This window comes from Pseudonocardia sediminis (genome assembly GCF_004217185.1).
Taxonomy (GTDB): domain Bacteria; phylum Actinomycetota; class Actinomycetes; order Mycobacteriales; family Pseudonocardiaceae; genus Pseudonocardia; species Pseudonocardia sediminis.
Window position 1 is genome coordinate 4352393 of record NZ_SHKL01000001.1, and the last position, 23347, is coordinate 4375739.

At 69.1% G+C, this 23347-nt stretch carries 10 protein-coding genes and 1 pseudogene; 1 reads left to right on the top strand and 10 read right to left on the bottom strand.

What is annotated here, in order from left to right:
* Positions 1–71: 71 nt before the first annotated feature.
* Positions 72–1025, top strand: a complete 954-nt coding sequence (locus EV383_RS20150) for a DUF808 domain-containing protein (RefSeq protein ID WP_130291353.1) — start codon at positions 72–74, stop codon at positions 1023–1025.
* Between the two features lie 9 nt (positions 1026–1034).
* Here EV383_RS20150 and EV383_RS20155 read toward each other — a convergent pair whose 3' ends face one another.
* The 10 genes and pseudogenes from EV383_RS20155 to pglX all read right to left on the bottom strand — a co-directional run bounded on the left by EV383_RS20155 (position 1035) and on the right by pglX (position 23294).
* Positions 1035–1388 (bottom strand): DUF2695 domain-containing protein, encoded by a 354-nt coding sequence (locus tag EV383_RS20155; RefSeq protein WP_130291354.1) that lies wholly within the window; start codon positions 1386–1388, stop codon positions 1035–1037.
* A 116-nt stretch (positions 1389–1504) separates the two neighbouring features.
* Positions 1505–2551 carry a hypothetical protein gene (locus tag EV383_RS20160; RefSeq protein ID WP_130291355.1) on the bottom strand — a complete coding sequence of 349 codons (1047 nt, stop codon included), beginning with the start codon at positions 2549–2551 and terminating at the stop codon, positions 1505–1507.
* Positions 2552–2659: 108 nt separating this feature from the next.
* Entirely contained in the window at positions 2660–3364 is a 705-nt protein-coding gene (locus EV383_RS20165) for an EcsC family protein (RefSeq protein ID WP_130291356.1), read from the bottom strand.
* Positions 3365–3430: 66 nt separating this feature from the next.
* Positions 3431–8479, bottom strand: a complete 5049-nt coding sequence (locus EV383_RS20170) for an AAA domain-containing protein (protein ID WP_165438415.1) — start codon at positions 8477–8479, stop codon at positions 3431–3433.
* A gap of 175 nt (positions 8480–8654) precedes the next feature.
* Entirely contained in the window at positions 8655–9668 is a 1014-nt protein-coding gene (locus tag EV383_RS33100) for a macro domain-containing protein (RefSeq protein ID WP_130291358.1), read from the bottom strand.
* Between the two features lie 80 nt (positions 9669–9748).
* On the bottom strand, positions 9749–11842 hold the full coding sequence (locus EV383_RS20180) for a DEAD/DEAH box helicase (RefSeq protein ID WP_130291359.1): 2094 nt from the start codon (positions 11840–11842) through the stop codon (positions 9749–9751).
* 7 nt (positions 11843–11849) lie between these two features.
* Positions 11850–13178: a BREX system ATP-binding protein BrxD gene (gene brxD, locus EV383_RS20185; RefSeq protein ID WP_130291360.1), complete on the bottom strand. Its 1329-nt coding sequence runs from the start codon at positions 13176–13178 to the stop codon at positions 11850–11852.
* Complete coding sequence (gene pglZ, locus EV383_RS20190; protein ID WP_130291361.1) at positions 13175–15886, bottom strand: BREX-2 system phosphatase PglZ; 2712 nt, start codon at positions 15884–15886, stop codon at positions 13175–13177. Before pglZ ends, brxD begins: the two co-directional genes overlap by 4 nt.
* A complete protein-coding gene (locus EV383_RS20195; protein WP_130291362.1) occupies positions 15883–19608 on the bottom strand; it encodes a BREX-2 system ATPase PglY family protein in 3726 nt (1241 codons plus the stop codon). The genes pglZ and EV383_RS20195 overlap by 4 nt, the downstream gene beginning before the upstream one ends.
* Positions 19605–23294 (bottom strand): annotated as a pseudogene (pglX, locus tag EV383_RS20200) (BREX-2 system adenine-specific DNA-methyltransferase PglX). Before pglX ends, EV383_RS20195 begins: the two are co-directional and overlap by 4 nt.
* Positions 23295–23347 lie beyond the last annotated feature (53 nt).

The window sequence follows — 23347 nt, forward strand, 5'->3', positions numbered from 1 at the left end:
CCGTATCCACACGAAACTCTCACGCCGTACGCTTCGCCCGTGCAGAAGGACGTGTGGCGGACGGTGACCCGGTGAGCGGACTCTTCGCGTTGCTCGACGACGTCGCGGCGCTGGTGCGGCTGACCACGTCGTCCCTGGACGACGTCGCCGGCGCGGCCGGGCGCGCCGGGGCGAAGGCGGCCGGAGTGGTCGTCGACGACGCCGCGGTCACGCCCCGCTACGTGCAGGGGCTCAAGCCCGAGCGCGAGCTGTCGATCATCTGGCGGATCACCAAGGGCTCGCTGCGCAACAAGCTGCTGATCATCCTCCCGGTCATCCTGCTGCTGAGCCAGTTCGTGCCGTGGCTGCTCACGCCGATCCTGATGATCGGTGGGGCGTACCTCTGCTACGAGGGCGCGGAGAAGATCTGGGAGAAGCTCGCCGGGCACGAGGCCGACCCCTCCGAGCGCGAGGATGCGGCCGCCACCGACCCCGCCGAGCACGAGAAGACCGTCGTCTCGGGCGCGGTCCGGACCGACTTCATCCTCTCCGCCGAGATCATGGTCATCGCGCTCAACGAGGTCGCCTCCGAGGGTCTCGTCTCCCGCGCGATCATCCTGGCCGTCGTCGCCGTCGCGATCACCGCGCTCGTCTACGGCGTGGTCGCGCTGATCGTGAAGATGGACGACGCCGGTCTGGCGCTGGCGAAGCGGAACTCGGGCGCGGTGAGCGCGTTCGGCCGCGGGCTCGTGCGGGCGATGCCGATCGTGCTGTCGGTGCTCTCGACCGTCGGGATCGCGGCGATGGTGTGGGTCGGCGGGCACATCCTTCTCGTGGGCGTCGACGAGCTCGGCTTCCACCCGCCGTACGCGTTCGTGCACCACCTCGAGGTGCTCGTCGCCGACGCCACCGGCGCGCTCGGCGGGTTCCTCGGATGGCTCACGAACACCGTCGGATCGGCGATCGTCGGGCTGGTCGTGGGCGCGATCATCGTGGCGGTCATGCACGTGATCCCGAAGCGGAAGAAGCAGGCCGAGCGCGCCTGACGTGCTCGTTCAGTCCGGGCCACCGTCGGCGAGTCCGGGGACGTTGAACAGCACCTCGCAGTCGCAGAAGCCCCCGTTCTGCTGGAGCCTCCCCTTCAGCTCGACCCACGGCACACCGGCCGTCGTCGCCCATCGCTGTGCCGCTCGCAGTGTGCCGTCGCAGCCCTGTCCGGCCATCGTGGCCTCGATGTGCGCGGCCAGCTCCCGGCGCCGCCCGGCATCGAGACCGACGTCCGGGGGCGGAAACTCCTCCTCGTCGTCGTTGAACCTTTCGTCGTAGAGGTCGGGGCCGTCGTCGATCTCCCAGGGGGATCGATATCCGGATGCGGTGGGACCGGTCCAGCGGAACTCGTCGAGTGTCATGGCCGGAGGCTGACATCGACCCCCGACATTTTCCGAGATCCGGAGCAAGCCGACACGTCACCGATCCAGGGCAACCGGCGTCTCCGACCGGGACCGGCCGGACCCCGAGGGCGCGTTCACAGCCGGGCCGTCTGCACGATGTCGCGGAGCTCGGCGTCGAACCGCTGTCGCACCTCTTCGGCCCAGTGCGGCCCGGTGAGCCGCGGGTCCGGGTCCGGGCGCTCCCGTACGGTGATCTCGTCGAGGTAGACCTCGAACAGGCTCTGGATCCCCGTGATGATCCCTTCCAGCAACGACCGGCCGGGCTCCAGCGGGTCGAGGACCGTCGAGATCTCCCGGTCGTGCCGGCTCCCGTATCCGTCGGTCTCCCCCTCCTCGTCGAGGTGCTCGTCCGCGCTCCCGACGAAGTACCGTGCCGCGGCGAGCAGGGCCTCCTGCAGGAGGTCTCGTACTGCCCCTTCGGCGTTCGCCACCGGGTGATCGAGTAGCGCGATGGCGATCCTCAGGTCCCGCTCGGTCACGAGCTGGGCATGGTTGAGAAGGTCGACGGCCGAGGCGTCTCGGTCGAACTGCGCGGTGAGGAGAACGGCGGCGCCGAGCCACTCCAGCGCGGCGACCGACGCCGCCAGCGGTTCGACGTCGGTGAACAGGGACTCACTGCCCATCGGGACGGCGTGCAGCAACGCGTGGGCCGTGGCGGACTGGCAGGCGAGCACGTCGTGGCGGAGCCGTGTGACCGCCTGTTGCGCGCGGCCAGTCAGGTCGCCGGCGATCGCGGACCGGATCGCGAGGCATTCGGCCTCGACCTCGCGGACGACGGCTTCCCGGCAGCCACGGTCGTCGATCTCGGCGAGCAGCCGGCCCACCGTGTGCGCAGCCTCGTCCCGCCGGTCCTCGGCGATCCGCAGCATGTCGCCGACCGGCATGTTCGGGGCGCGCAGGATCGAGACGAGCCGTGCGGCGTCCGGGTCGTCGGTGCCGGGCGTGGTGTAGGCGTACCAAAGATGTTCGGAGAGCCGATCCAAAGCCTGGGCGAGGTGGCGGGCCCGCGCACCGTCGCAGGTGGAGGGGACGCGCGTGACGCGGTGGGCGACGGAGCCGGCCCCGGTGGGCCAGGTGCCGACGATCGAGGTGGCGGACCAGTGGTGTGCGTAGGTGGTCATGCGCGCGAGCGTGCTCGACGCGATCGCGTTCCGATGGCGGAACGGCCGGTTCGGCGCCGACAACCGCGGACGCCGTTCACGAGGGCGAACGAGATGCCACAGAGGCAGCTACTCCGGCACGATCTCAGCGTCGACGATCACGATGCCCCGCTCGCCCACCGGTTCGAAGGTCCGCAGGGCATAGGTCGAGATCGCCTTGCACCCGACTCCGTCGACCGTGGCACCGATGGGCGCACCGACCAGCGGGACCAGCTTGGTCAGGTTGATGACGCCCTTCTCCCCCGCCTTGGTGACGAGTCGGAACCCGATCCGCTTGTTGATGTCGATGAGAACCCGCCCCGGCACCTTCTGCAGGGCGGCCAGGGCAGACTTCTGCCCGATCTCGACCCCGGCCTTACCCAGCGCCGTCGAGGCACTGCTGCCCAGCAGACAGACAAGAACCGCGCTCCGCACCTCCTCGCTGTGAAGATCGTGTCCACGCAGGTGTGCGATGCCCGCGACCATGCGGGTCGCCGTCACGTACAGGCCCGTCAAGGCAGCGGGAACCGCGATCGGGAGCGTTACCAGCCCACCTGCACCGGTCACGAAGCCGGACACGGCGGCGAGGCGGACATGGGTGGCGATCAGTTTCCGGATCGCCTTGTCCGCGTCACCGCCCGCGGCGGCGAGATGCTCGTCGGCAACCTGGGTTGCGCCCTTGATCGGACCCTTCCCGTTGATACCGACCTCGAGCACCTGGTCGGCGAGCCGTTGACCGAGTTCGTTGAGCCGAGTGGTGTCGAGAGTCGAGAGCGATGCGGGCATCTTGGGCATGGAGTTCCTTCCGACCGTCTGGATTGACCAACGAATCGGCAGGAGGTGCGTGACGGGGTCGAAAACTCACTCCCCCGGGAGGGTGTAGTGGGTTCCGCGTGTCCTTCCGCGCTTGACCAGTGCGTTCTCGGCGACAAGGCCGACCAGGATCTCCTCAGCGATCCGTGCGTCGACTCCGAGCTGCTCCCGGACGATCCCGTTCGTCAGACGGTCCCGCCCGGCGAGATCGAGCAGGGCCTGCCGCGCCGCGGCATCCAGCACGAACCCGTCTCGCTGACGCGCTGATCCCGACGGTCGTACGGACGCCTCCGACGGTGCCGTCTGCGGTCTGTCCGGGAGGACGTATCGCGTCCCTCGCGTCTGTCCCACCTTGACCAGCAGTCCACGGGCGACGAGGCCCTGCAGGACAGCCCGTGCCTCGATGACATCGATCGCCATCTGCTCGGCGACCCACACCGAACTCAGCGGCTGCTGCCGGGCGGCTCGGAGCAGGAACTCGTCATCGCGGCCGGAGCCGTGGCCCGACCCAGGCCCGGGGGCCGGTGGCCCGACCCGTTCGTGAATCGTCACCGCGGGGGCCGTGGCCAGTGCAGCCACTTCGTACACCGACGTCTCGGCGGGCTGCTCGTCGACCGGTGAGGCCTCGTCGTCGTACGTGGGCTCCGCCGGCATGGTCATCGTCACGAAGGCCTCGGCGTCCACCGTCTCGGCGGAGGTGTCCTCGGTCGCCCGCAAAGGCGTCCACGAGCCGTCGTTGTACTCGCCCAACGGTCCGATCCCCAGCCGGTCGAGAGTCTCCCAGACCGGGGTGAGGGCGTGCTGCGGGTTCAGCGTGTACTCCGAACCACGGATGCGCTCGAAGGTCCAGCCGCATCTCTTGAGCTCCTGCTCGCGGTGCAGGTCGGCCATCTGCTGTTCAGGGGTGGTGTGGAATGCGTCCCCGTCACACTCGACGGCGAGGGTCCCGGCCGCGCCCGTCACGACCAGGTCGATACGACGGCCGTTGCTCTCCACCTGCGGGGTCACGTGGAACCCACGTGCGGTGAGGTCGAGGAATACCCGCTGCTCGAACAGGGAGTCGAACTTCTCGTGCCGGCGGTCCCGTGTCACGTCGCCGAGGACCGGCGGCAGCACACCGGAACCGGTCGAGGTCATGTAGTCGAGCAGCTCCCGGCGCAGGTCGGCCGGGCGGAGCAGGTCGAGCGTCACCGAGTGGAACAGCCACAGCTGGTCCTGGGCCCGCGACACCGCGACATTGAAGCGCTGCTCGAACTCACGCCGTGTCAACGCGGTCAACGGCGAGTTCGGGGCCGAGACCAGGGACAGCCAGACGACGTGGCGCTCGTCGCCCTGGAAGTCCGGGGGCGTGCCGACCCGGATGCGCCGCTCGTCCCACTGCTCGGCCACCGCCGGGTGCTTCATCAGCGCGGTGCGGATGATGTCGGTCTGCGCCTGCCCCTGCAGAACGACGACGCCGAACGTCTTGCCTCGGTAGTCGGGATCGTCCAGGCACGCCGCGACCGAGGCGGCGATGGCCTCGGCCTCGGCGCGGTTCGCCATCCCGCTGCTCTTGCCCTCGGCGACGGCGCCGCTGACGTAGGTCGTGCGCAGAGGAGGGAGCCGGTCGGCGCCGAACTGCCGCAACGGCACCAGCGGGGCGTCGCGGTAGAACATGTGCGAGCACCAATTGATGATCTCCGGCATGCAACGGAAGTGCTCTCGCAGCCGGACGACCTGCCCGAACCGGCTGCGCAGGACCGAGAACACGCTGTCCTTCGGGGTGAAGGAGTTCCGCAGGTAGGACGAGAAGTCGTGCAGCTCGGAGTCGATCCGGTCGAACACCGGCTGGAGAGCGCCACCGGAGATCTCGGACGGCGTGCACTGCTTGTCGTCCCCGACCACGATCACGCGGGGCGCGAGCCACAGCAGGAACGCACTCGTCAACTCGGCCTGGCTCGCCTCGTCGACGATCACGACGTCGAACGCGTTCGGCGACGGCGGGATCGAGGCCAGGACTTGCTGGATGGGCATCACCCACGCCGGCACGGCGTCCTGCGCGTGGTGCATCGCCTCGCGCGCCGCCTGCCGGTAGCGCTCGGCGAACTTGCCGGTGCCCTTCCCGACGTTGGCCATACTGTTCCGGTAGGCCTGCAGGGCCTGAACCTGGGAGGCGTTCATCCGGGTCAGGCACGCCAGCCACGCCTTCGATGCGGCGAGCGACGCCGTCAGCTGCGAGAGGTCGGCGACCGCCACCGCGAGCTCGGCCTCGAGCTGCTGCTCGCGTCCGGGCGCGACCTGCTGCCTGAACCAGGTATCCGCGACCGAGCGCGCCCAGGCCTGCGGCCAGCGCCGCAGCCGCGCCGCCCACGCCTCGTCGGCGGCGTCGCGCCGCAGCTCCACCGCCAGCGACGCCGACGCCCGATGGGCGCGTCCGTACAGCTCGTCGCAGCGAGCCCGTTCGACGAGTTGGGTCGCGGCACGGTTCAACGCGAGGAGGGCCTCGGCATACTCGTGGTCGTCGGCGTCCCGGATCGCGTCGAACAGGCGCCCCATCTCCGGGGCGCGCTCCGCCGGTGGAACCGCCGCACGCAGACGTTCCAGAGTGGTGTCGAGCTCGACGCGGGCCAGCGCAGCCGCGCGGGCGTGCGCCACCCCGAGTGCGAGGGCTGCCAGCTCCTCGGCCTGACCGAGCGAGGTGATCCACGGCCGGCTCGCCGGTGGCAGCGCGGCAACCACCTCACGCGCCCGCTCCACGACACGCAGGACATCGCCTATCGCGGCGCAGGTCCGCCGAAGTCCCAGTAGCTGCTCGACGATCGCACCGCGCGGCGCGTCGAGCTGGAGCTGGTAGTCCACTGGCGCGAACGCGGCCTGCAGCCGCTGTGCGAGAAGCCCCGCCCGGAGGTGGTGTTCGGCTGCTCGAGCGGCGGCAGCGGTGTTCGCCGGACGCCCATCGACCTGGACGACGTCGAAGTAGGGCTCGGCCGCCTTCTGCTCGGCGCTCTTGAACAGCTTCTTCGCGGTGCCGCCCTGTTCCAGGTGGCCCGCCCAGGCCCCGAGGGCGGAGGCAGCGCCCGCGATCTCGATCGGCCCCGTGAGGACGACCGAGGCGTAGCCGGCTGCGTGGTCATGGTGGACCACCTCGTCGACGAGCGGCAGCTCCTCCAGCGCACGCTGCCAGGTGTGCAGCTCACCCTGTCCCAGAAGTCGGTCGACGACGTGCAGCGCCCACTGCCGGTTCTGCGGCAGGTTGCGCGCGTGAACGCCGCCCTCGGTGATGTCGCGGCAGACCGAGTCCAGTTCGGCGAGCCGGTCGGCCGGCAGTGTCTCCAGAGCTCCGACCAGCCCGCCCCGCTCACCGGCGCGGGCGCTGTCACCGAGCCGGATTGCCGCCGTCAGCTCCGCGAAGCGCTCGACCGGCATGACAAGACCGGTTTTCGGGAGTCGCTGCGTGCGACGTGCGATCCGCTCGTCGGTCTCGGTGCGTAGCAGTTCGAGGAGCTCGTCGAGCTGCTGGGCCGTCAGCGGGAGCTCACCGTCAATGCCGGTGCCGAGCCAGCCGTCCTCGGCCGCCGTCTCGTTGAGCCGCTGGGCGATCTGCGCCAGGGTCCCGGCGAACCCCGGCGCGACCTCCGGGTGCCGGTAGGTCTCGGCCTCCCGGACCGCGCGAATGTCCTCCAGCAACTTGGCGCGACGTCGGCCCACCTTGTCGCGTTGGTAGCTCAGATTGGCGATCTCGCGCTGCGTACGGGACGCGATGAAGTCCGACTTACGGCCGGCGAGTGTCGCAACGCTGCGGGCCAGATCCGAGTTGCCCTTGGCGGAGGCGTCGGTCAGCGACACACACAGCTCCTGCATCCCTTCCGGCAGCTTGTCGCGCAGCACGCGCAGCGCCTGGGACTTCTCGCTGGTCACCAGCACCCGCTGCCCCTGGGCCAGCAGCGCGCTGACGAGGTTGGCGATGGTGTGGGTCTTGCCCGTTCCGGGCGGGCCCTCCACGACGACGCCGCTGTCGTGACCGAGGCGGTCGAAGATCTGCGCCTGCTCCTCGTTGGCCGGCAACGGGAACAGCGGCTGCTCGGTCAGCTTCCCGGGCGGCGTCGCCCCACTGCGCTCGAGCCAGGCGACCCGGTCATCCGGCTCGATCGCCTCCACGAGCTGGGCCAGGCCGAGCGGGACCGGCTGGCCCGGATCGGCCAGGGACCGGGCGATCGCATCGTAGTAGGCGCGGATCGCATACGCACCCCGGCGCCGGGCCACGATCGCCGGGCTCGACGTCACCGTCGGGGTCGTCGCGCCGTCGGACGCCCAGGTGTCGCTGCACGAATGCGACATCTGCAGGACGCGGCCGGCCCACTCCTTCAGGAACTCCGGCAGCTCGGGGTCGACGGGGCTCTCGGCACGCTCGAGCAGCCGCTCACGCAGGATCGCGCTGGCCGAGAGGTCGAACCGGTCCAGCCCGGAGAGGATCTCGTCGTCCTCCAGCCGTACGGCGGACTCGGCGGCGAGCGAGCAGACCATGTCGCCGGTCTCCAGGTCCTGCTCGACCTCGAGCGCCTGGGAGACGACGTGGATCCGCAGGCCGCGGGGGCCGACGTCGGGTACCTGCACCAGCCCGGAGGCCAGCACCAGCTCGACCGACTCAGGCTGCTCGGAGGCCAGCCGGTGGACGTCGAACAGCGCGTCGTAGATCCGCTTGCGCTCCCGCCGGACCCGCTCCTCCCGGGCCCAGCGACGCCAAGCCTCCATCCACCGGTCGAACGCGAGCAGGACGTCGGTCGCATCGCCGACGGGGGTGTCGACGCCGTCCACCGAGCCGACCGGCCGCAGACGGGGCTCACCGAGGTCGTCGCGCCGGGGCTGGAGCCAGTGCTTGAGCTCGGACGGACGCGGTGGCTCCGGCTCGAGCAGCACGCGTGACATCCGCAGCAGCTCTTCGCCTGGGCCGGACGGGGCGCCGATGCTGCAGTGCTCCTGGGCGTCCTGCAGCCAGAGGGTTGAGTAATAGTTGTCGGTGTGCCGGACCGGGGAGAACTTGGCCGCGGCGAGCTGCCGGAGCACGCCCATGAGCCGGGTGACCTTGTCACGGATCGTCGGATCGTTCTCCGGGTTCATCTGCTCCCTCTCGGTCGGCGCTCCCCGTTGCGTCACAGGGCTATCGCACGGAACATCCGGTATGTGACAGGCGGCGGAACCGATTACTCCGGCACGGCGACAGATGATCAATTTTGATGACATCCGTTCGACCGACCGGCGACTCATGCCGTGTACCCGGCAACCGGAGCATGCCTCAGAGCACCGACAATCTTCTGCCGTTGTCGTCCATGCGGATATCCCCGGCTAGCTGGGCCCCGAGCGCCGTGGCGGACCTGGATATCGGTTGTTGCCACCCCAGCCGATCTCCCAGCCGGTGGCGTCGTCGAAATAGTCGGCGTACGCGACGGGCGCCTGCCCGGTCTCCTCCACGATCTCGAGGAGACCGGCGAACCAGGCAGCATAGGCCGGATCGTCCGACCGAGCCGTGAGCGAAGGGAGTGCAGAAAGAACGAGATCCGCGACCCGGCGCGGGCGGGTGGTCGCATCGACGTGTCCACCGGCGAAGTCGTTCAGGCCTCCCGACGAGTAGACGATGCAGGTCTCGTCCTGACCCGGATGGTCGTCCAGGGTGACGAGGTCGACCCCCGGCGGTAACGAGGAGCCGCCAATGGCCTCCGGACGGGCTCATGCCCGGAAGTACGCGTACCTGGTGGAAACCTCGACGGTGCAATTCCCCGATTCCCTGCAGGATCCGTCTCGGGACCGCCTGCATCAAGGCGGCCTCAACGCTGTAGGCCGACGACCCGTCGGTTGTCACTATGTGTACGTCGTCGACGTGGGTTGCAGTGTCGGCGATCGTCTCGACGGCCACCGCGGCGGCAACCTCGTGTGGCCAGCCCCGAGCGCCGGACCCGATCAGCGGAAAGGCGACGCTGGCAGCGTCGAGACCGTCTGCCAGAGGCAATGCTCGTCGATAACATGACGCCAGGAACGCCCGGCCGTCCGCTGCAGCAGTGTGATCCGGCCCCACCGCGTGCACGATCCATCGGGCGCGAAGGTCGCCGGCCGTCGTCACTCCGGCGTCGCCGGTCTGCAGACCTCCGGGGAAACGGGCGATGCAATCGTCCAAGATCGTGGGGCCGCCACGGCGGTGGAGGGCTGCGTCGACCACGCCGCTCCCGCCCCGCACGCCCCGGTCCGCGGCGTTGACGATCACATCGATGTTCTGATCAGCGAGGTCCCCGGTCACGGCTGTGATGGAGGGCATAGCCGAAGCCTAACGTCTCGATCCGAGGGGACAGATGACGTCGCAGGTGCTCCGGCCGGCCGATTGTCGTGACTGGACCGTCAGCTCGTAACGTTCCCGAAGCGCACCCGCTCCCCCAGGACAGCGGCCGCCCCATCCAGATCAGCCAGCCGGGCCGCCAGCGTCGCGACCGCCAACCGGCGCGGCAGCGCATCGGAAAACTTCAGCCCGTCGAGGGCCCGGTCATCGATCGCCGGGAGACACAGTCGGTCGACCGCATCCGCGGTCGCCGAGGACCAGACCTCCCGGGTGACATCTCCGCGGATCCGGATCGACACGTCGTTCACGCGCTGCGTCCCGTCGACGAGGTCGGACAGTGTCGAGGCCAGCGTCGCGTTGGTCCGGAACCCGGCCCACGTCCACCACCGCAGGTCGGATCCCTCACGGACCACCATGGTCCCGCCGGGGTGCACGGTGTGCCGCTCGGTGTCGCGTTGCTCCGCCAGGACCTTCTCCGCCCGCTCGGTCACCCGCACCGGGGGGTCCTCACCGAGCAGGACCTGCCGCACGGACCGGGTCAGGGCGAAACCCGCGCCCCCCAGACCACCGGTGCTCCACCGTGCTCGGCCGCCACGGTCGTCGGCCTCGACGAAGCACCGCTGACGTGTCCAGTCGACCCAGCTCACCCGCCAGCTCCGGCCGGCGAGCAGGATCAGGCGCGGTCCCTCGATCTGGTCGGTGAGCAGCGACGGGTCGAGCAGCCCGATCTCGCGTCGTCCCTCGAACACCCGGAACTGCGGGGGCGCGGTGAACACCGCCGTCATCCCCATGAAGTGCCGTCGACCGTAGCGCTGTTCCGCGAGCGGCCCGATGCCCATCAGCTCGCCGTCCCGGTCGATGAAGCCCTCATCGAGCAGGTGGGTCAGGATCGGCTCGGCGCCGCGGTCGAAGGGATGCAGACCGTTCCAGGCGTCGAGGGCGAGCCGGGTGCCGACCGAGCCCTCCTGCAGGCACAGGGCGAGGAGCTGCTGCGCGACGATGTGCCGTGGTTCGGGCGGCGCGGTGACGGGTTCGACGTACCCGGTCCCCCAGAGGCGTAGCAGTCCCGCCGCCCAGAGCAGGGAGTTCTGGTCGAGCGCGAGGAACAGGCAGTTCCGGACGCTCCCCGGACGACGTCCCGTCCGTCCGAGACGCTGCAGGAACGAGGCGACGGAGTGTGGCGCGTTGATCTGGACGACCCGGTCGAGGTCGCCGACGTCGATCCCGAGCTCCAGCGTGGACGTCGAGACGATCACGCAGTCGCGGGCCTCGGCGAACACGGCCTCGGCCTGGCGCCGCTCGTCCACCGACAGCGACGCGTGGGACAGGAACGTGGTGACCCCTCGTTCGCGCAGCGCCGATCCGAGTTTCTCCACCAGGGCCCGGCTGTCGCAGAAGACCAACCGTTTCTCCCCGCGGTGCAGCGAGGAGAGCACGGTGGCCGCGTTGTCGACGGAGCCGACGTAGTCCAGCTCGATGTCGGCTTCGCTCGCGCCGCCGGCCGGAGGCGCGACAACCGTTCCGGGACGATGCCCGCGACCGGAGCCCTTCAGCCACTCGAGCAGCTCCGCCGGGTTCCCGACCGTGGCGGACAGCCCGACCCGCTGCAGCGGACGCCCGCACACCCGCGACAGACGCTCCAGCACCGCGAGGAGATGCCAGCCCCGGTCGTCCCCGGCGAAGGCGTGCACCTCGTCGACGACGACGGTCCGCAGGCCGGCGAAGAACCGGTCGTGGTCGACGCGGTTGCCGACCAGCATCGCCTCCAATGATTCGGGGGTGGTCAGCAGGACGTCGGGGCGGTCGAGGAGGATCTGCGACCGGGCCGACGGCGTGACGTCGCCGTGCCACAGCTCGACCCGGCGGCCCAGCCACGCCCCGTAGGACTGCAGCCGTGGCAGCAGGTTGTTCAGCAACGCCTTCAGCGGGCAGATGTAGAGCACTGATACTCCGGTCCAGCGCTGCTCCTCCATCGCCGAGAGCAGCGGGAACATCGCGGCCTCGGTCTTGCCGCCCGCGGTGGGTGCCAGCAGCACCGCGTCGTCGCCGCGGAGCAGCGGCTCGATCGCGTCAGTCTGGAGCGGACGCAGGCTCCGCCAGCCGAGCGTGTTCACGATGTGGTGCGCGAGCCCCGGAGCGAGCCGGTCGATGGTCATGCTGCGCTCACGGTAGGTCCAGCGAGACGTCCCCGGCACTGCCCGGCGCGGCGGCGTTGCGTTCCACGTCGGTCATCTCGTTCGAGGACAGGGTGAGCGCGTAGTGGCTGCGCGGGTCGAAGTCGGCGTGTTCGTCGACGCGGTCCAGCACGTCTTGCACGAGTTTGCGCAGGTAGAGGCGCGGCGCGATCCCGACCTTGCCGCCGAGCTCGCCGGTTAGGGCACGGGCGAGGTCGTCGAGGTAGGCGTCGTCAACGGTCGACCGGACGCGGTCCGGGTTGCGGGCAGCGCCTGCATAGAGGTCACGCACGGCCCGTCCCAGCGAACCCAGTCGCTCGAGATCGAAGCCGACGAGCCGCAGCTGCACCGCCCGCGGCGAGTCGAACCGAGGATCGGTCGACAGGTCGGTAGCCAGACGCTGGGCCAGCGGCGGGAGTCGCTGCACCCCCTGCTGCCCGTCGAAGAACGCCGGTGTCCCGGTGATGACGAGGAAGAGGCCGGGGAACCGTCCGGAGTCGATCTCGTCGAGCAGCTGGCGCAGCGCGTTGAGGCCCTTCTCCCGGACGTCGCCCCGCACGCGCTGGAGGGTCTCGATCTCGTCGAGCACGACGAGCAGGCCAGGATGCCCGGAGTCGCGCAGAACGCTGAGCAACCCCTGCAGGAACCCGAGCGCACCGAAGTGGTCGAGGTCGCCGCGGACCCCGGCGGCGCGGCGGGCGGACGCGGCGACGGACTTCTGGCCGCCGAGCCAGGCCACCAGCCCCTCGGCAGTGGCGACGTCGCCGGCCTGCTGAGCACGCCGGTAACCGCGGATCGCGGCGGCGAACGCCGGCGTGGTGCGGGCGACGTCCGCGAGCCGCTGCTCCATCAACCCGTCGACGGCCCTGGCCAGACCGTCCGCGTCGCCGGGGTCGACGTCACCGGCGTCGAGTATCTCCTCCTCCAGGGTGTAGAGCCACGAGTCGATCACCGCTCGCAGCGCGGACGGCGGGTGCGTGCTGGTGGTGAGCTGCTCGGTGAGCCGCCGGTAGACGGTCTCGAGCCTGTGCAGCGGGGTCTCGGTCTCGGAGATCTGGATCTCCGAGGTCGCCAGCCCGGCTCTCTTGGCTCGTTCGGCGAGCCAGCGGGCGAAGAAGGTCTTGCCGGATCCGTAGTCGCCGCGGACGGCGTGGAACGCGGCACCGCCGCGGGCCGCCGTGCGGATGTCGTCGTCCAGTGCGTCGGCGAACCGGTCCAGCCCGACCGCGAGCAGGTCGAGTCCGGAGGCGGGGACGGTGCCGCGCCGCAATGCGTCGATGACGTCGCGGCGTCGGGCCTCGCTAACCGGGCCGGTCATGTGCGGTCCAGCCCGAACTGGATGCTGAGGACATCGACGTCGAGCCGGACGGTCCGTCCGTCGAACGCGATCACCGGGTAACCCTCCAGGTTGAGCAGGCGCTGCAGGTGCGCCAGCACCGGCCCGGGTTCACGTCCGGCGCGGCCCAGCTCGGCGACGGCGGCGGTCGCAGTGAGCTCGCCGCCCGCGTCGTTGAGCGCGTCGAGTAGGGCCGCGACCTTCGCGGGCTCGTGTGCGCGCCGGACCGTGGCATGTTGCGCCTTGAACGTCGCCGTCTTGACCACCCGGGCTCCGAGGGTGACCGCCGCGGCCACAGCAGGCTTCGCCGGTACGACGACGGGCATGTCCTCGAACATCGGTTGTGCGTCGTCCAGCTGCTTCTTCGGACGTCGACGCGACGGCGTGGACGGCTTGTCCACGGAAACGGACGAGACGATCGGCGCGCCACGGCCGTTCCACCACGCCGGGCGGGTCGCCTCGGACGCCAGAACGGAGAAGCCCATAGGGACGTGCTCGCCCGCCGGGACGAAGACGAGGACGGGCACCGTCATCTCGGCCAGAGACGCGCCACCGTGGTAGCCCGCACGGCGGTTGGCGTACCGGATGCCTTCCTTCCAGGGGACGACGACGCGACCGTCGCCTTCCAGCACCCGGGGCCCTACCAGCTCGACCTCGCCCTCCCCCGGTGTACCGGTGCGCCACCGCGCCGACGGTGCCTGTTTGGCGGACTTCTCCGACTCGGTGGACCGTTCGAGCACATGACCGTGGTCGGAGACGACCATGACCGGACGCCCGTAGCTGCGTGCCGCGTCGAGCAGGTCGGGGAGATACGTGATGTCGTGCAGCCGCCAGCCGGTGCGGTCGCCTTCCCTGCCGTGGTCGAGGGCGTCGTCGACGGTGTTCAGCACGACCCCGACGACGGTCGACGGGTCGGCGAGCCCTCCGACCAGGCGCTCGGAGAGCCGCCGTCCCGCGGCGCCGGCGATATCGGCCTTGTGCAGCAGGTCCGCACCGCGACCGTGTCGCTTCCACAGCGCGGTGAAGCCGTCGCGCTCGGTCGTCTGGTCGCCGGTCGCCGCCTTCCCGGTGAGCAGGCTCGTGCGCGAGGCCCGGGTCACCGACGGGACGACGGCGACGGCCGCCTCACGCCCGGCGCCGTCGCGGCTGACCTCGGTCCATCCGCGGTCGAGGATCTGCTCGCCGAGCTCGGTGGCGACAGCGGCGCTCATCCCGTCGACGACGATGATCAGCGGTGCGGTGTCGCCGGTGAGCAGCGGAGCGGCCACGGCGTCGAGGGCGTTCTCGACCACCATTGCCCCACCGGGCGCGGTGGCGGCGGCGTGCTCGGTCCAGGTCCGGAGACGTGCCGCGAAGCGCTCGTCGAGATCGTCACGGCGGGCTCGGGCCGCGTCGTGGATGCGTCCGAACGCGTGGCCGACCGAGGCTGTCGCCGAGTTCTCCCCCGCCCAGACGACGGTGAGGGCCCGGTCGACCCAGCCGCCGATCCGCAGCTGCGCGGTCACTGCGTGGCCGACGGAGTCCTGCGGAGAGTCCGGAATGGCAAGCCAGCGCAGGAGCCGGACCGACATCGTGGCGGCCGCGACCCGCTCGGGGTGCAGCCGCGCGACCCGGTGCTCCCGCAGGCGGTCGAGCGCGCCGAGCGCAACGGACACGGTGGTGTCGTCGGGCTCTGGGGTGAGGGCGGTGGCGACAGCGTCCAGCCGCCTACGGAACCCCGACGGCAGGAAGGGGTGATCACCGGCCTCGATGCCCCGGTCGGCCGCGATCGCATCCGCACGGTTCAGTACCTCCAGCACCCGGTCACGGGCCTCACCTCCGCCGGCACCGCCGGACTCGGCGTGGCTGATCCACCGCTCCAGCGTTCCCAACACGGCGGTGACGAACGCACCGCGGGTGCGCGCGTCGCTACGCACGTCACTCAGCAGACTGCCGACGGCCATCGTGGTCTGGGCGGGCACACCCGGTTCGTCGATGAGGGACACCAGTACCCCGAGCGGCAGGACATCCGCTGCGCGGCCGGCCCGGACGAGCCCGGTGAACAGCGCCGCGAACGGCCCGACGGTCTCGGTCAGCCATTCCCCGAGACCTTCCTGTTCGGCGTCGGGGAGCGCGACAAACCGGTCAGGCCCGGAGGTCTGCGACCACTCGAGGAGCGCACCGGCGTCGGGGACGGCCTCGGCCAGGCCGAAGCGGGTCGCGACGAGCGCGCGGACGGCTGCCACGTAGGTCAGGACCGGGCCGCTCCTCGCCCATCCCTGCGGTGGCTCTGCTGCGAGCAGGGCGTCGAGCAGCCACGGCTCGCGCCGCACTCGCGGCTCGACCTCGGCGGCGCCGAAACGCTGCGCGACGATCTCGGCCCGGTCGACGGTGAGAGTGCCGCGGCGTAGCGCGTGCCCGCGCAGGTCCCAACCGAGTTTGCGGTCGGGCACGCCCGTGGTGACGACGAGCAGGGAGCCCTCGGCACCCGACTCCCGGTGCTCCTGCCAGGCCCCGAGCACCCCGAGCACCGACTGCTGGTCCTGCACGGTCACCGCGCGGGCGGTGCCATCGATCTCGACGGTGAACGTCGCCCGAGCAGCCGACGCGTACCGGCCGTGCACGAGGACGAGCCGGCGTCCGGGTTCCAGCGGCAGATAACTGCGCAGGAGCTGCCCGACCGTGCGGTCGTCAAGCTCGGGTGGCGTCACTGCGTCCCCTCGTCGACGACCCGCCAGGTCACCTCGTATCGGGCACCAGGGTGCTGCCGGATCTCATCGCGGAGCTCGTCGAGGAAAGTTCCGATCTCGGCGGCGACCGCTTGTTTGTGGCCACTGCGCAACGGCGGCCCTCCACCGCCGGTGTCCGGATCGGGTCCAGGAGGCGGGGGGTTCGGCGGGTCCGGGAGCGGAGGCGGAGGCGGCGGATCGTCCGTCGCACCGGACACGATCTCGATGACCTCGGCCTCGGAACCGTCGAGGACTGCGGCGAGATCCACCTCGAACTGGTCGACAGCGGTGACGCTTGCCAGCCGATCGGCCAGTCGCTGAGCCCGTTCCCCGACCTTTGCGTGATTTCGGAGGTTGAGCGCCGAGCGCAGCAGCTGCCACTGCATCCCGTCCAGGGCCCGCTTCACCGACGGCGACGACACGATCGCGGCACCGAGCACGGGATCGGACGGTCCGTCACCGTCAATTGTAGCGAGGGCGCGGACGAACGCCGTCGCATCCTTGTTCCCCGACAGGGCCGCCAACAGATCGGCGGCGGCACGGGCACTCGTCACGCGCCGCGCGTCGGCGTCGATCCCGAGATCGGCGGTGTGCTTGCCGAGGATCTGCCACACGGCGACAACGTCGCCCTCCAGCTCCACGATCCTCGCCCGCACCTTCACGGCGAGCTGCTGCACGTTCCGCGCGAACAGCGGCTCGGGCACAGTGACACCGAACAGGTCCGCGGCCCGGTTCCGAGCCCGTGCGAACTCCTCGGCGTCCGGCAGCTCCTGGGCGCGCAGTGCATCTCCGGCGCCCATCCGGTCGAGGTCGGGGGCTTCCGATGTCGGCGTGCCGTGGTGGACCCACGCACGGTCGGCGAGCAGCGCGTAGGTGGCGACGACCAGGTTCGCCACCGGCCGGTCGAGCCCGGGGCCCGCCAGCTCGGCGATCCACCCGCGCATCTCGTCGACGGCGAAGTCGCCGGTGACGCCCTTCGCAGCTGCGTGCTGCTCGATCCGCTGCTTCCAGTCGACGTGCAGGTACAGCGGGCCGTCGGTGACCTCGCCGAGCTTGAGACCGTGCACGACCCGGCGCACGAGCTGCAGGTCCTTGCTCGCGACCTCGGTCCGTCGGTCCCCGGTCGACATGGCCTCGGTGATCCACCGGAGCACGGTGCGCAACTCACCGGTCGTGATGGGCTTGCGCTTGCCCGCCGTGTCGAAGTCGGGGTGCTGCGGGTAGAGGGTGGCGAACAGGCCGTCGGCGAGCGTCTCCACGTTCTGCAGCATCGACGCCCCGCCTGCCAGCCGCGCCTGATGGCCGGGCAGCAGCGTGAGTGTGCTGACCACCCCGTCGTCGAGGTCGGTCCGGACGCTGGTGGTGTCGGCCTTCGCGATCCCGTACGCCTGGTCGAGGGCCGCGCTGAGCTGCGAGGTCAGGTTGTCGCGCTGGGCCTGGAGCTGGACGCGCACCCGGATCCGGTCGTCGCTGGACAGGTGCGCCGCGTACTCGTCGAGACGGTTCTTGTCCAGCAGAAAATTGATCTTGATGAGGCGTCCGAGCTGGGCGGAGCGCTGGTCGGTGAGGAAGTGCGGGATCCAGACGAGCGTGGCGCCCTCGACGCCGGTCCGGCGCAGCGCATCGACCCGCTGGATGTCGCTGGACGGGTAGAAGTCGTGCTCGTCGAACGGGTAGTCGAAGGCGAACCGGACCCGGCCGTCGACGCTCGGGCGAAACTGCGCCTCCGGCATGTCGACGGCATCCCGCACGTTCCCGAAGACGAACTCGACCGTGCGCCGGGTGCCGCGCCACACGTGCTCGCGCTCGGAGACGAATGACTGCTGGTCGGGCACACCCAGCGCCGACCACAGCCGGTCCTTGATCCAGATCCGGCGGGCGCCGACGTTGTCGATCTCTCCGACGGCGTCCAGGATCGGCTCGACGTCGAGGTCGGACAGGTGCAGCGCGAAGACCGGGTCCTTGTCGCCCTCGCTGCGCAGCTCCCCGAACTCGGCCTGTAGCTCGCGGAGCCGGTTGACCACGACCTGCCCCGGCTCGACGGTGCGTGATTTGATCGACCCCAGGTTGAGCGCCGCGAGCCGGGCACCGGTCAGCCGGTTGAGCGCCGGGACCTCACGGGCCAGCGACGCGAGCAGCATCGTCTTCACGAACCGGTCGGCGGCGACGTAGCGCGGGTCGTCCTCGGACTTGTAGAGCCCGAGCAGGTGGGCGCGGACGCGGTCGTGGAACCGCTTTCCCGCGTCGGCCTCCTTGCGCAGGGTGGAGCTGAATGCGGCGCCGGCGCCGTCGGTGAGCACGTCCCATAGGTCACCGATCGGGATGAGCTGGCCGACCCGCATGTCGTCGCGACGCCGGTGCAGCATCTCCTGGAGCAGCTTCAGCCCGGTGCGCTCGCGCTGCAGCGCTCCGGCGAGGACGACGAGCACGTTGAGCAGCGCCGGGGACAGCGGGTAGACGCGTTTGAAGTCGTCCCAGCTCGCCTCGGTGACGCCGGTGGCGTCGAGCAGGACGTCCCGGTCACCGGCCCGGGTGGACTCGATGCCAGCGAACGCCTCGTCGAGCAGGTGCTCCTTGCCCGGCCGCGGCTTGAGGACGCGCTCGCGGACGATCGCGGGCAGGTTGGAGTCCTCCAGCGAGACGACGCTGAACCGTTCCGCCAGGTAACCGACCTGCGCTTCCAGGTTCTTCACGTCGGCGCCGGTGACGTCCTCGCCGACGAGCTGGGACAGGTCCCGCTGCCGCGAGATGAAGGAGACGATCGGGATCGACCGCCCGGCGACGCCGGACTCGATCAGCTTGACCAGCTTCGAGACCTGGGTGTCGACGAACTCGCGGTTCGTCATGTGCGCCTGCAGCCAGAGGATGAGCTCGTCGAGGAACAGGACGACACCCTGGTAACCGAGCTTCTTCGCGTGGTCGGTCATGACCGCGAGGCCGTCCTCCAGCGGGAGGAATGCAGCCGCGTCGCCGCGGACACCGCGTGCGTAGGCGGTGAGCGGGCCGCCGAGCAGGGCGGACTCCAGGGCCCGGCGCCGCAGGTCCCCGGGCGGCGCCGCGAACGCGGCATCGAGGGCGCTCGAGGTCCAGCCGCCGCCCTCGGCCTCGCCGATGACGTCGAGGTCGTCGTCCTCGTCGTCGGTCGCGGCGGTGTCCCCGAGCAGGCGGATGAACCCGTCCTCGCCGAGGGTGGCCCGCATGCGGCGGGCGTCGTCGAGCATCGCGTCGGAGCGGTAGACCGCCGGCGGCGGTGCATCGGGGTGCAGGTCGGCGACGGTGGCGACATAGCCGCCGAGCAGCGCGGAGTCGAGGTCGGCGGCACCGATGAGGTGATAGGGCACCATCAGGAACCGCTTGCCGCGCAACCAGTCGTCGTGCTTGGCGATGGTCGGTTGCAGGCTCGGCTTGCCCCGGGCGACCTCGTCGTTGTTCAGAATCGCGTGCAGCACGGTCAGGAAGTGGCTCTTGCCCGAACCGAATGACCCGTGCAGGTAGGCGGCATGGGAGTTGCCGCTGCGGGCCCCGGCGCTGACGAGGCCGAGCGCGTCGTCGAACGCGGTCGCGAGCTGCGGGGTGACGACGTACTCGCGGACGCGGGCGGCGGTCTGCTCCTCGGTGAAGCCGCCGGTCAGCTCGATCTTGTAATCGCCGGCGTGCACGGAGTCCGGCAGGTCCAGGACGTCGCGCAGGAAGGTGTCGGTCACGAGGTGCTCCTCGGTCGGCGTCCGCGGGTCGGGGCGGCGGGACGCCAGTCCCGCAACATCTGCTCGGTCAGCTGCCGTTCGGCGCGCTGCTGGTCGAGGAAGGTCTGATACTCCTCGGCCGGGTTCCCGTCCCACTCCGGGTCGTACTCACCGTGCCACTGGTGCACCCACGGCATGACCTCGGCCAGCCCGGCGAGCAGCGGCACGACCCGCTCGGTCGGCCACCCGGCCTGAGCGGCGCGGTCATTGACGAGGTTGACCAGCGCCTGGGCCTGGTCCTTGTGATCCCACCCGGCCCAGCCGAGCAGCAGCGTCGGGTCGGCGTCCGGGCTCGCTTCGGGGTAGGAGATGAACCGCTCCTTGGGGACGTCGAGCTTGCCGCGGTGCGACCAGTAGCTGTTCTTCCGAAAGTCGGCGCGCTTGTATTCCGGGGGCGATAAGGTTGTGAGCCGACCGCCGCTGTCCTCTGCACGCTGTTCAGCCCACATGCGCTCCCACTCTTCCCGCTTCGCCAGGCCGGGTTCCTGATAGCGCATAGCGGCAAGATACGGAATGTGCGCGTCGCCAACGACCTCCTCGAACACCTGGGCCAAAGTCATGTCCCGCCGACCCAGGTGATCGTCGGCGTAGAGCATGGCGAGGCGGTGGACGTCGGAGTCTGGAGAAAACCGATCGGAGAGTTGACTGATCGTCAACGGTTGCGGCTGCTTGAAGCCGTCGCGCATCACAAACCATGTATCCGGTCCGTCGACGACGTCGAGGATTTGGATACGAAGCGACTCGCTCTCTCTCCGCTCCCAGGGATCCTCCATCCAGCGACGCTTGAACTCCGGCCCTTCCAGAAGTGCGATGTCGGGACGAGATTCGATGACCCCGATCCTGGCTTCGACCACGCGCCGATACGCGTCGCTCCAGTGCCTCGGAAGCTCGGTGATGGGGGAGGATCGATGCCGATCGAACCACACGACCTCTGCGTCTCCAGACCGAACCTTCCGCGCAAGCACGATCTCGAACGCCCGCTCACCGAGCGCCAACGGCTCAGGCGCTGCGGACGTCAGCGTCAAGGCCTCGGCTTCAGAAATCAGGCCATACTCAGCATAAGTTAGCCAATCTAGTTCTTCTTGCATCGTGACAGATCGCTGACAAAGACGAGCCTGCCGTGCCCGAGCAGCATCCAGACCGGGCCGATCAACTATTCCATCAGCGAGCACAGATTTGGGATCGCAACTCAATCGTTCCTGTGCAAGATCACGGAGGGTACGCGAGTACCTAATCAACCGACCCCGGACGGAACTGGTCACTACTGGAAAGTGTGCCAGCTTCCGACTGTTGAACTGATAGAAATCGTCCCACGGCACTACAGATTGACGAGCGCCCTCATCATCTACTGCACTTCCCTTGTTGTGGCACATCTGCTTAAGCCAGAAGCAAGCCACTGACGAATTCAGTACAGCTAATAGATGCAATGCATCGTCCTCGACGGCTCCAGCGCGAAGCTTTACTACTGGCGCAGTCTGCTTGAACGTTAACCCTGCATCATCGAGCACGAAGTGGTTGTGCGTAGCCACTTCAGCCAGGGCGAGGGTCAGATTACTGGAGCCGACGTCCTTCGGAATTTGATGCCACTCGAACCACGGTCGGCCCTCTTCGCGATATGTCGCACCTCCAAAAGTGGCACGCCCCTCGAGAACAGAGCGAAACGGCCATAGGCGCTTATAGTGACCCTGGAGTCGACCGACTGCAATTAGACTACGGTCCGAATCGTAAGGGAAGTACACGGAATCCGACACAGCGATCGACCAGTCACGTACTCCGTCGCCAACGACTAGACCGCTCGTGAAATCGTCCACAAGTCCTAGTCTCGCAAAATGCGATGGGGGTGCGACCATGACCTCGTCCGACCCGATGACGCCAAAAAATCCCAACCTGAACGCTATACTTGCCAGAGGATTTGAACTCGCGTTGTTCTCGATGTCCTCGACAAGCTCTAGGGCGCCGTCAGCAAGTATCCACGGGTAGCGAAGGACGTAGCGCTCTCGGTCTAAATCCGCTGAGGTGATCTACCGATCCTTGTACCCAGGGGCGTTTACCGACTTTCGAATACTCGACCATACTAACCCGAAGGCAGGGTCCGTCGGCGGCGCCGGCTCACCCTCAACTCGTCGGAGTATCCGGACAGGGGCATCCTTCCGGAAAGCGGCATTGCGACCGACAAGAATTACGGTGGGCGTTCCGTGATTCGGGATATACGCGCCAGAGCAGTCTACGATGTGCGTCAGGTCAACCTGCGGCAGTACATCTCGGACGAGCTTCTCGCCGAACTCGCGTTTCATAAAGGAATTTGACGTAATTTGGCCGACAAAGCCAGCTGGTTTTGCGCTGCCGCCACGGATCGCGAGTTGAAATAGCCGCTCGGTAAAGGGAGCTGAGAGCGCGTACTTTCCAGAGCAGGAAGTATACCGGTCACGGTATGCTCGACTGTCTCGACGATCCTTTACCGTGATGTAGGGTGGGTTCCCGACAACCACCTGATAGCTCGATCTACCAAGAAGGTCGCACTGTCGAATAAACTGGTTGATATCCTCGGTCGAGTAGACGTACGAATCGGTCGGGTCACCCAACTCACCCTGACGCCCGGTGACTCCCCGTCCATGTAGAAGCGAGTCACCGACTGCCACGTTGATCGGAAACACTCCAGCCCGATCGAGCCGAGTCACATCGCCCTCGATGACGGCTGCCACAAGCAGGCGGAACCGCGCGATCGACACCGCGAACGGGTTCTTGTCGCAGCCGTGCACGGACTCGAGCGCTCGTCGGATCGCGGACCAGTCGTCGGACCCCGACTCCTCGGCACGCAGCCTCGTGAGGATCCGCCGGAAGATCCCCAACAGGAAGTGCCCGGACCCACACGCCGGGTCGATCGTTCGAAGTCCATCCAACCCGAACTCGTCGATGGCCGGATCGAGAGTCAGGTCGAGGATGAACTCCTCGACGAACTCCGGCGTTTGCAATAGAGCGTAGGTCTTCCGAGCAGCCTCCGACAGATCCTGATAGATGTCGCCGAGAAATCGCGTGTCCCACCCGGTGAAGTCGTACCGGATCGCGGTTCCGCTGTGGTCGCGCCGCCGCCAGAAGGCGATGAGGTCGTTCGCGGACTCGTACGAGATCGTGATGTCCCACAGCGGGTTGTGCGTTGGGTCGAACAGTCCCGCCGCGGTTGGGTGCGCGTCGGCGATGTGCTGGAACGACGCCTCCAGCCAGTTGCGGTTGTTCAGCGTCGGGTTCGCGGTGATGAACGCATTCTGGTAGTCCTCGGCCTCGGCCAGGTGCTCCCCCGGCCCAGCCAGGAACCGCCGGTCGATCAGGCCGTTGTCCTCGCAGTACCGTACGAACACCGTGCTCAGCACCCAGGCCGCAGCGGCCTGCGTGACCCGGCCGCCGAGCCACTCGGTGTAACCCGCGGCGGTGCGTTCCGCGGATCGCGCCGCCTCGTACTCCTTCCCGAGCCGGGTGGCGATCTCCTCGTCGTCCCGTGCGCGGACCTTAAGATCCTTCTCCAGGTCAAGCGCCAGCTTGCGCAGGTCCTTGACCAGCGCGTTGATCGTCGCCGTCGACTCGGTGCTCGTCATCGTCCGCTCTCGTACTTGTCGCTCGCCCGACGCCCCCACCGGACGTGGCGCCACCATTGATTCACTGATTGCGTCGATGGTCGTCAACGATGCAATCGTCGTTGATCATT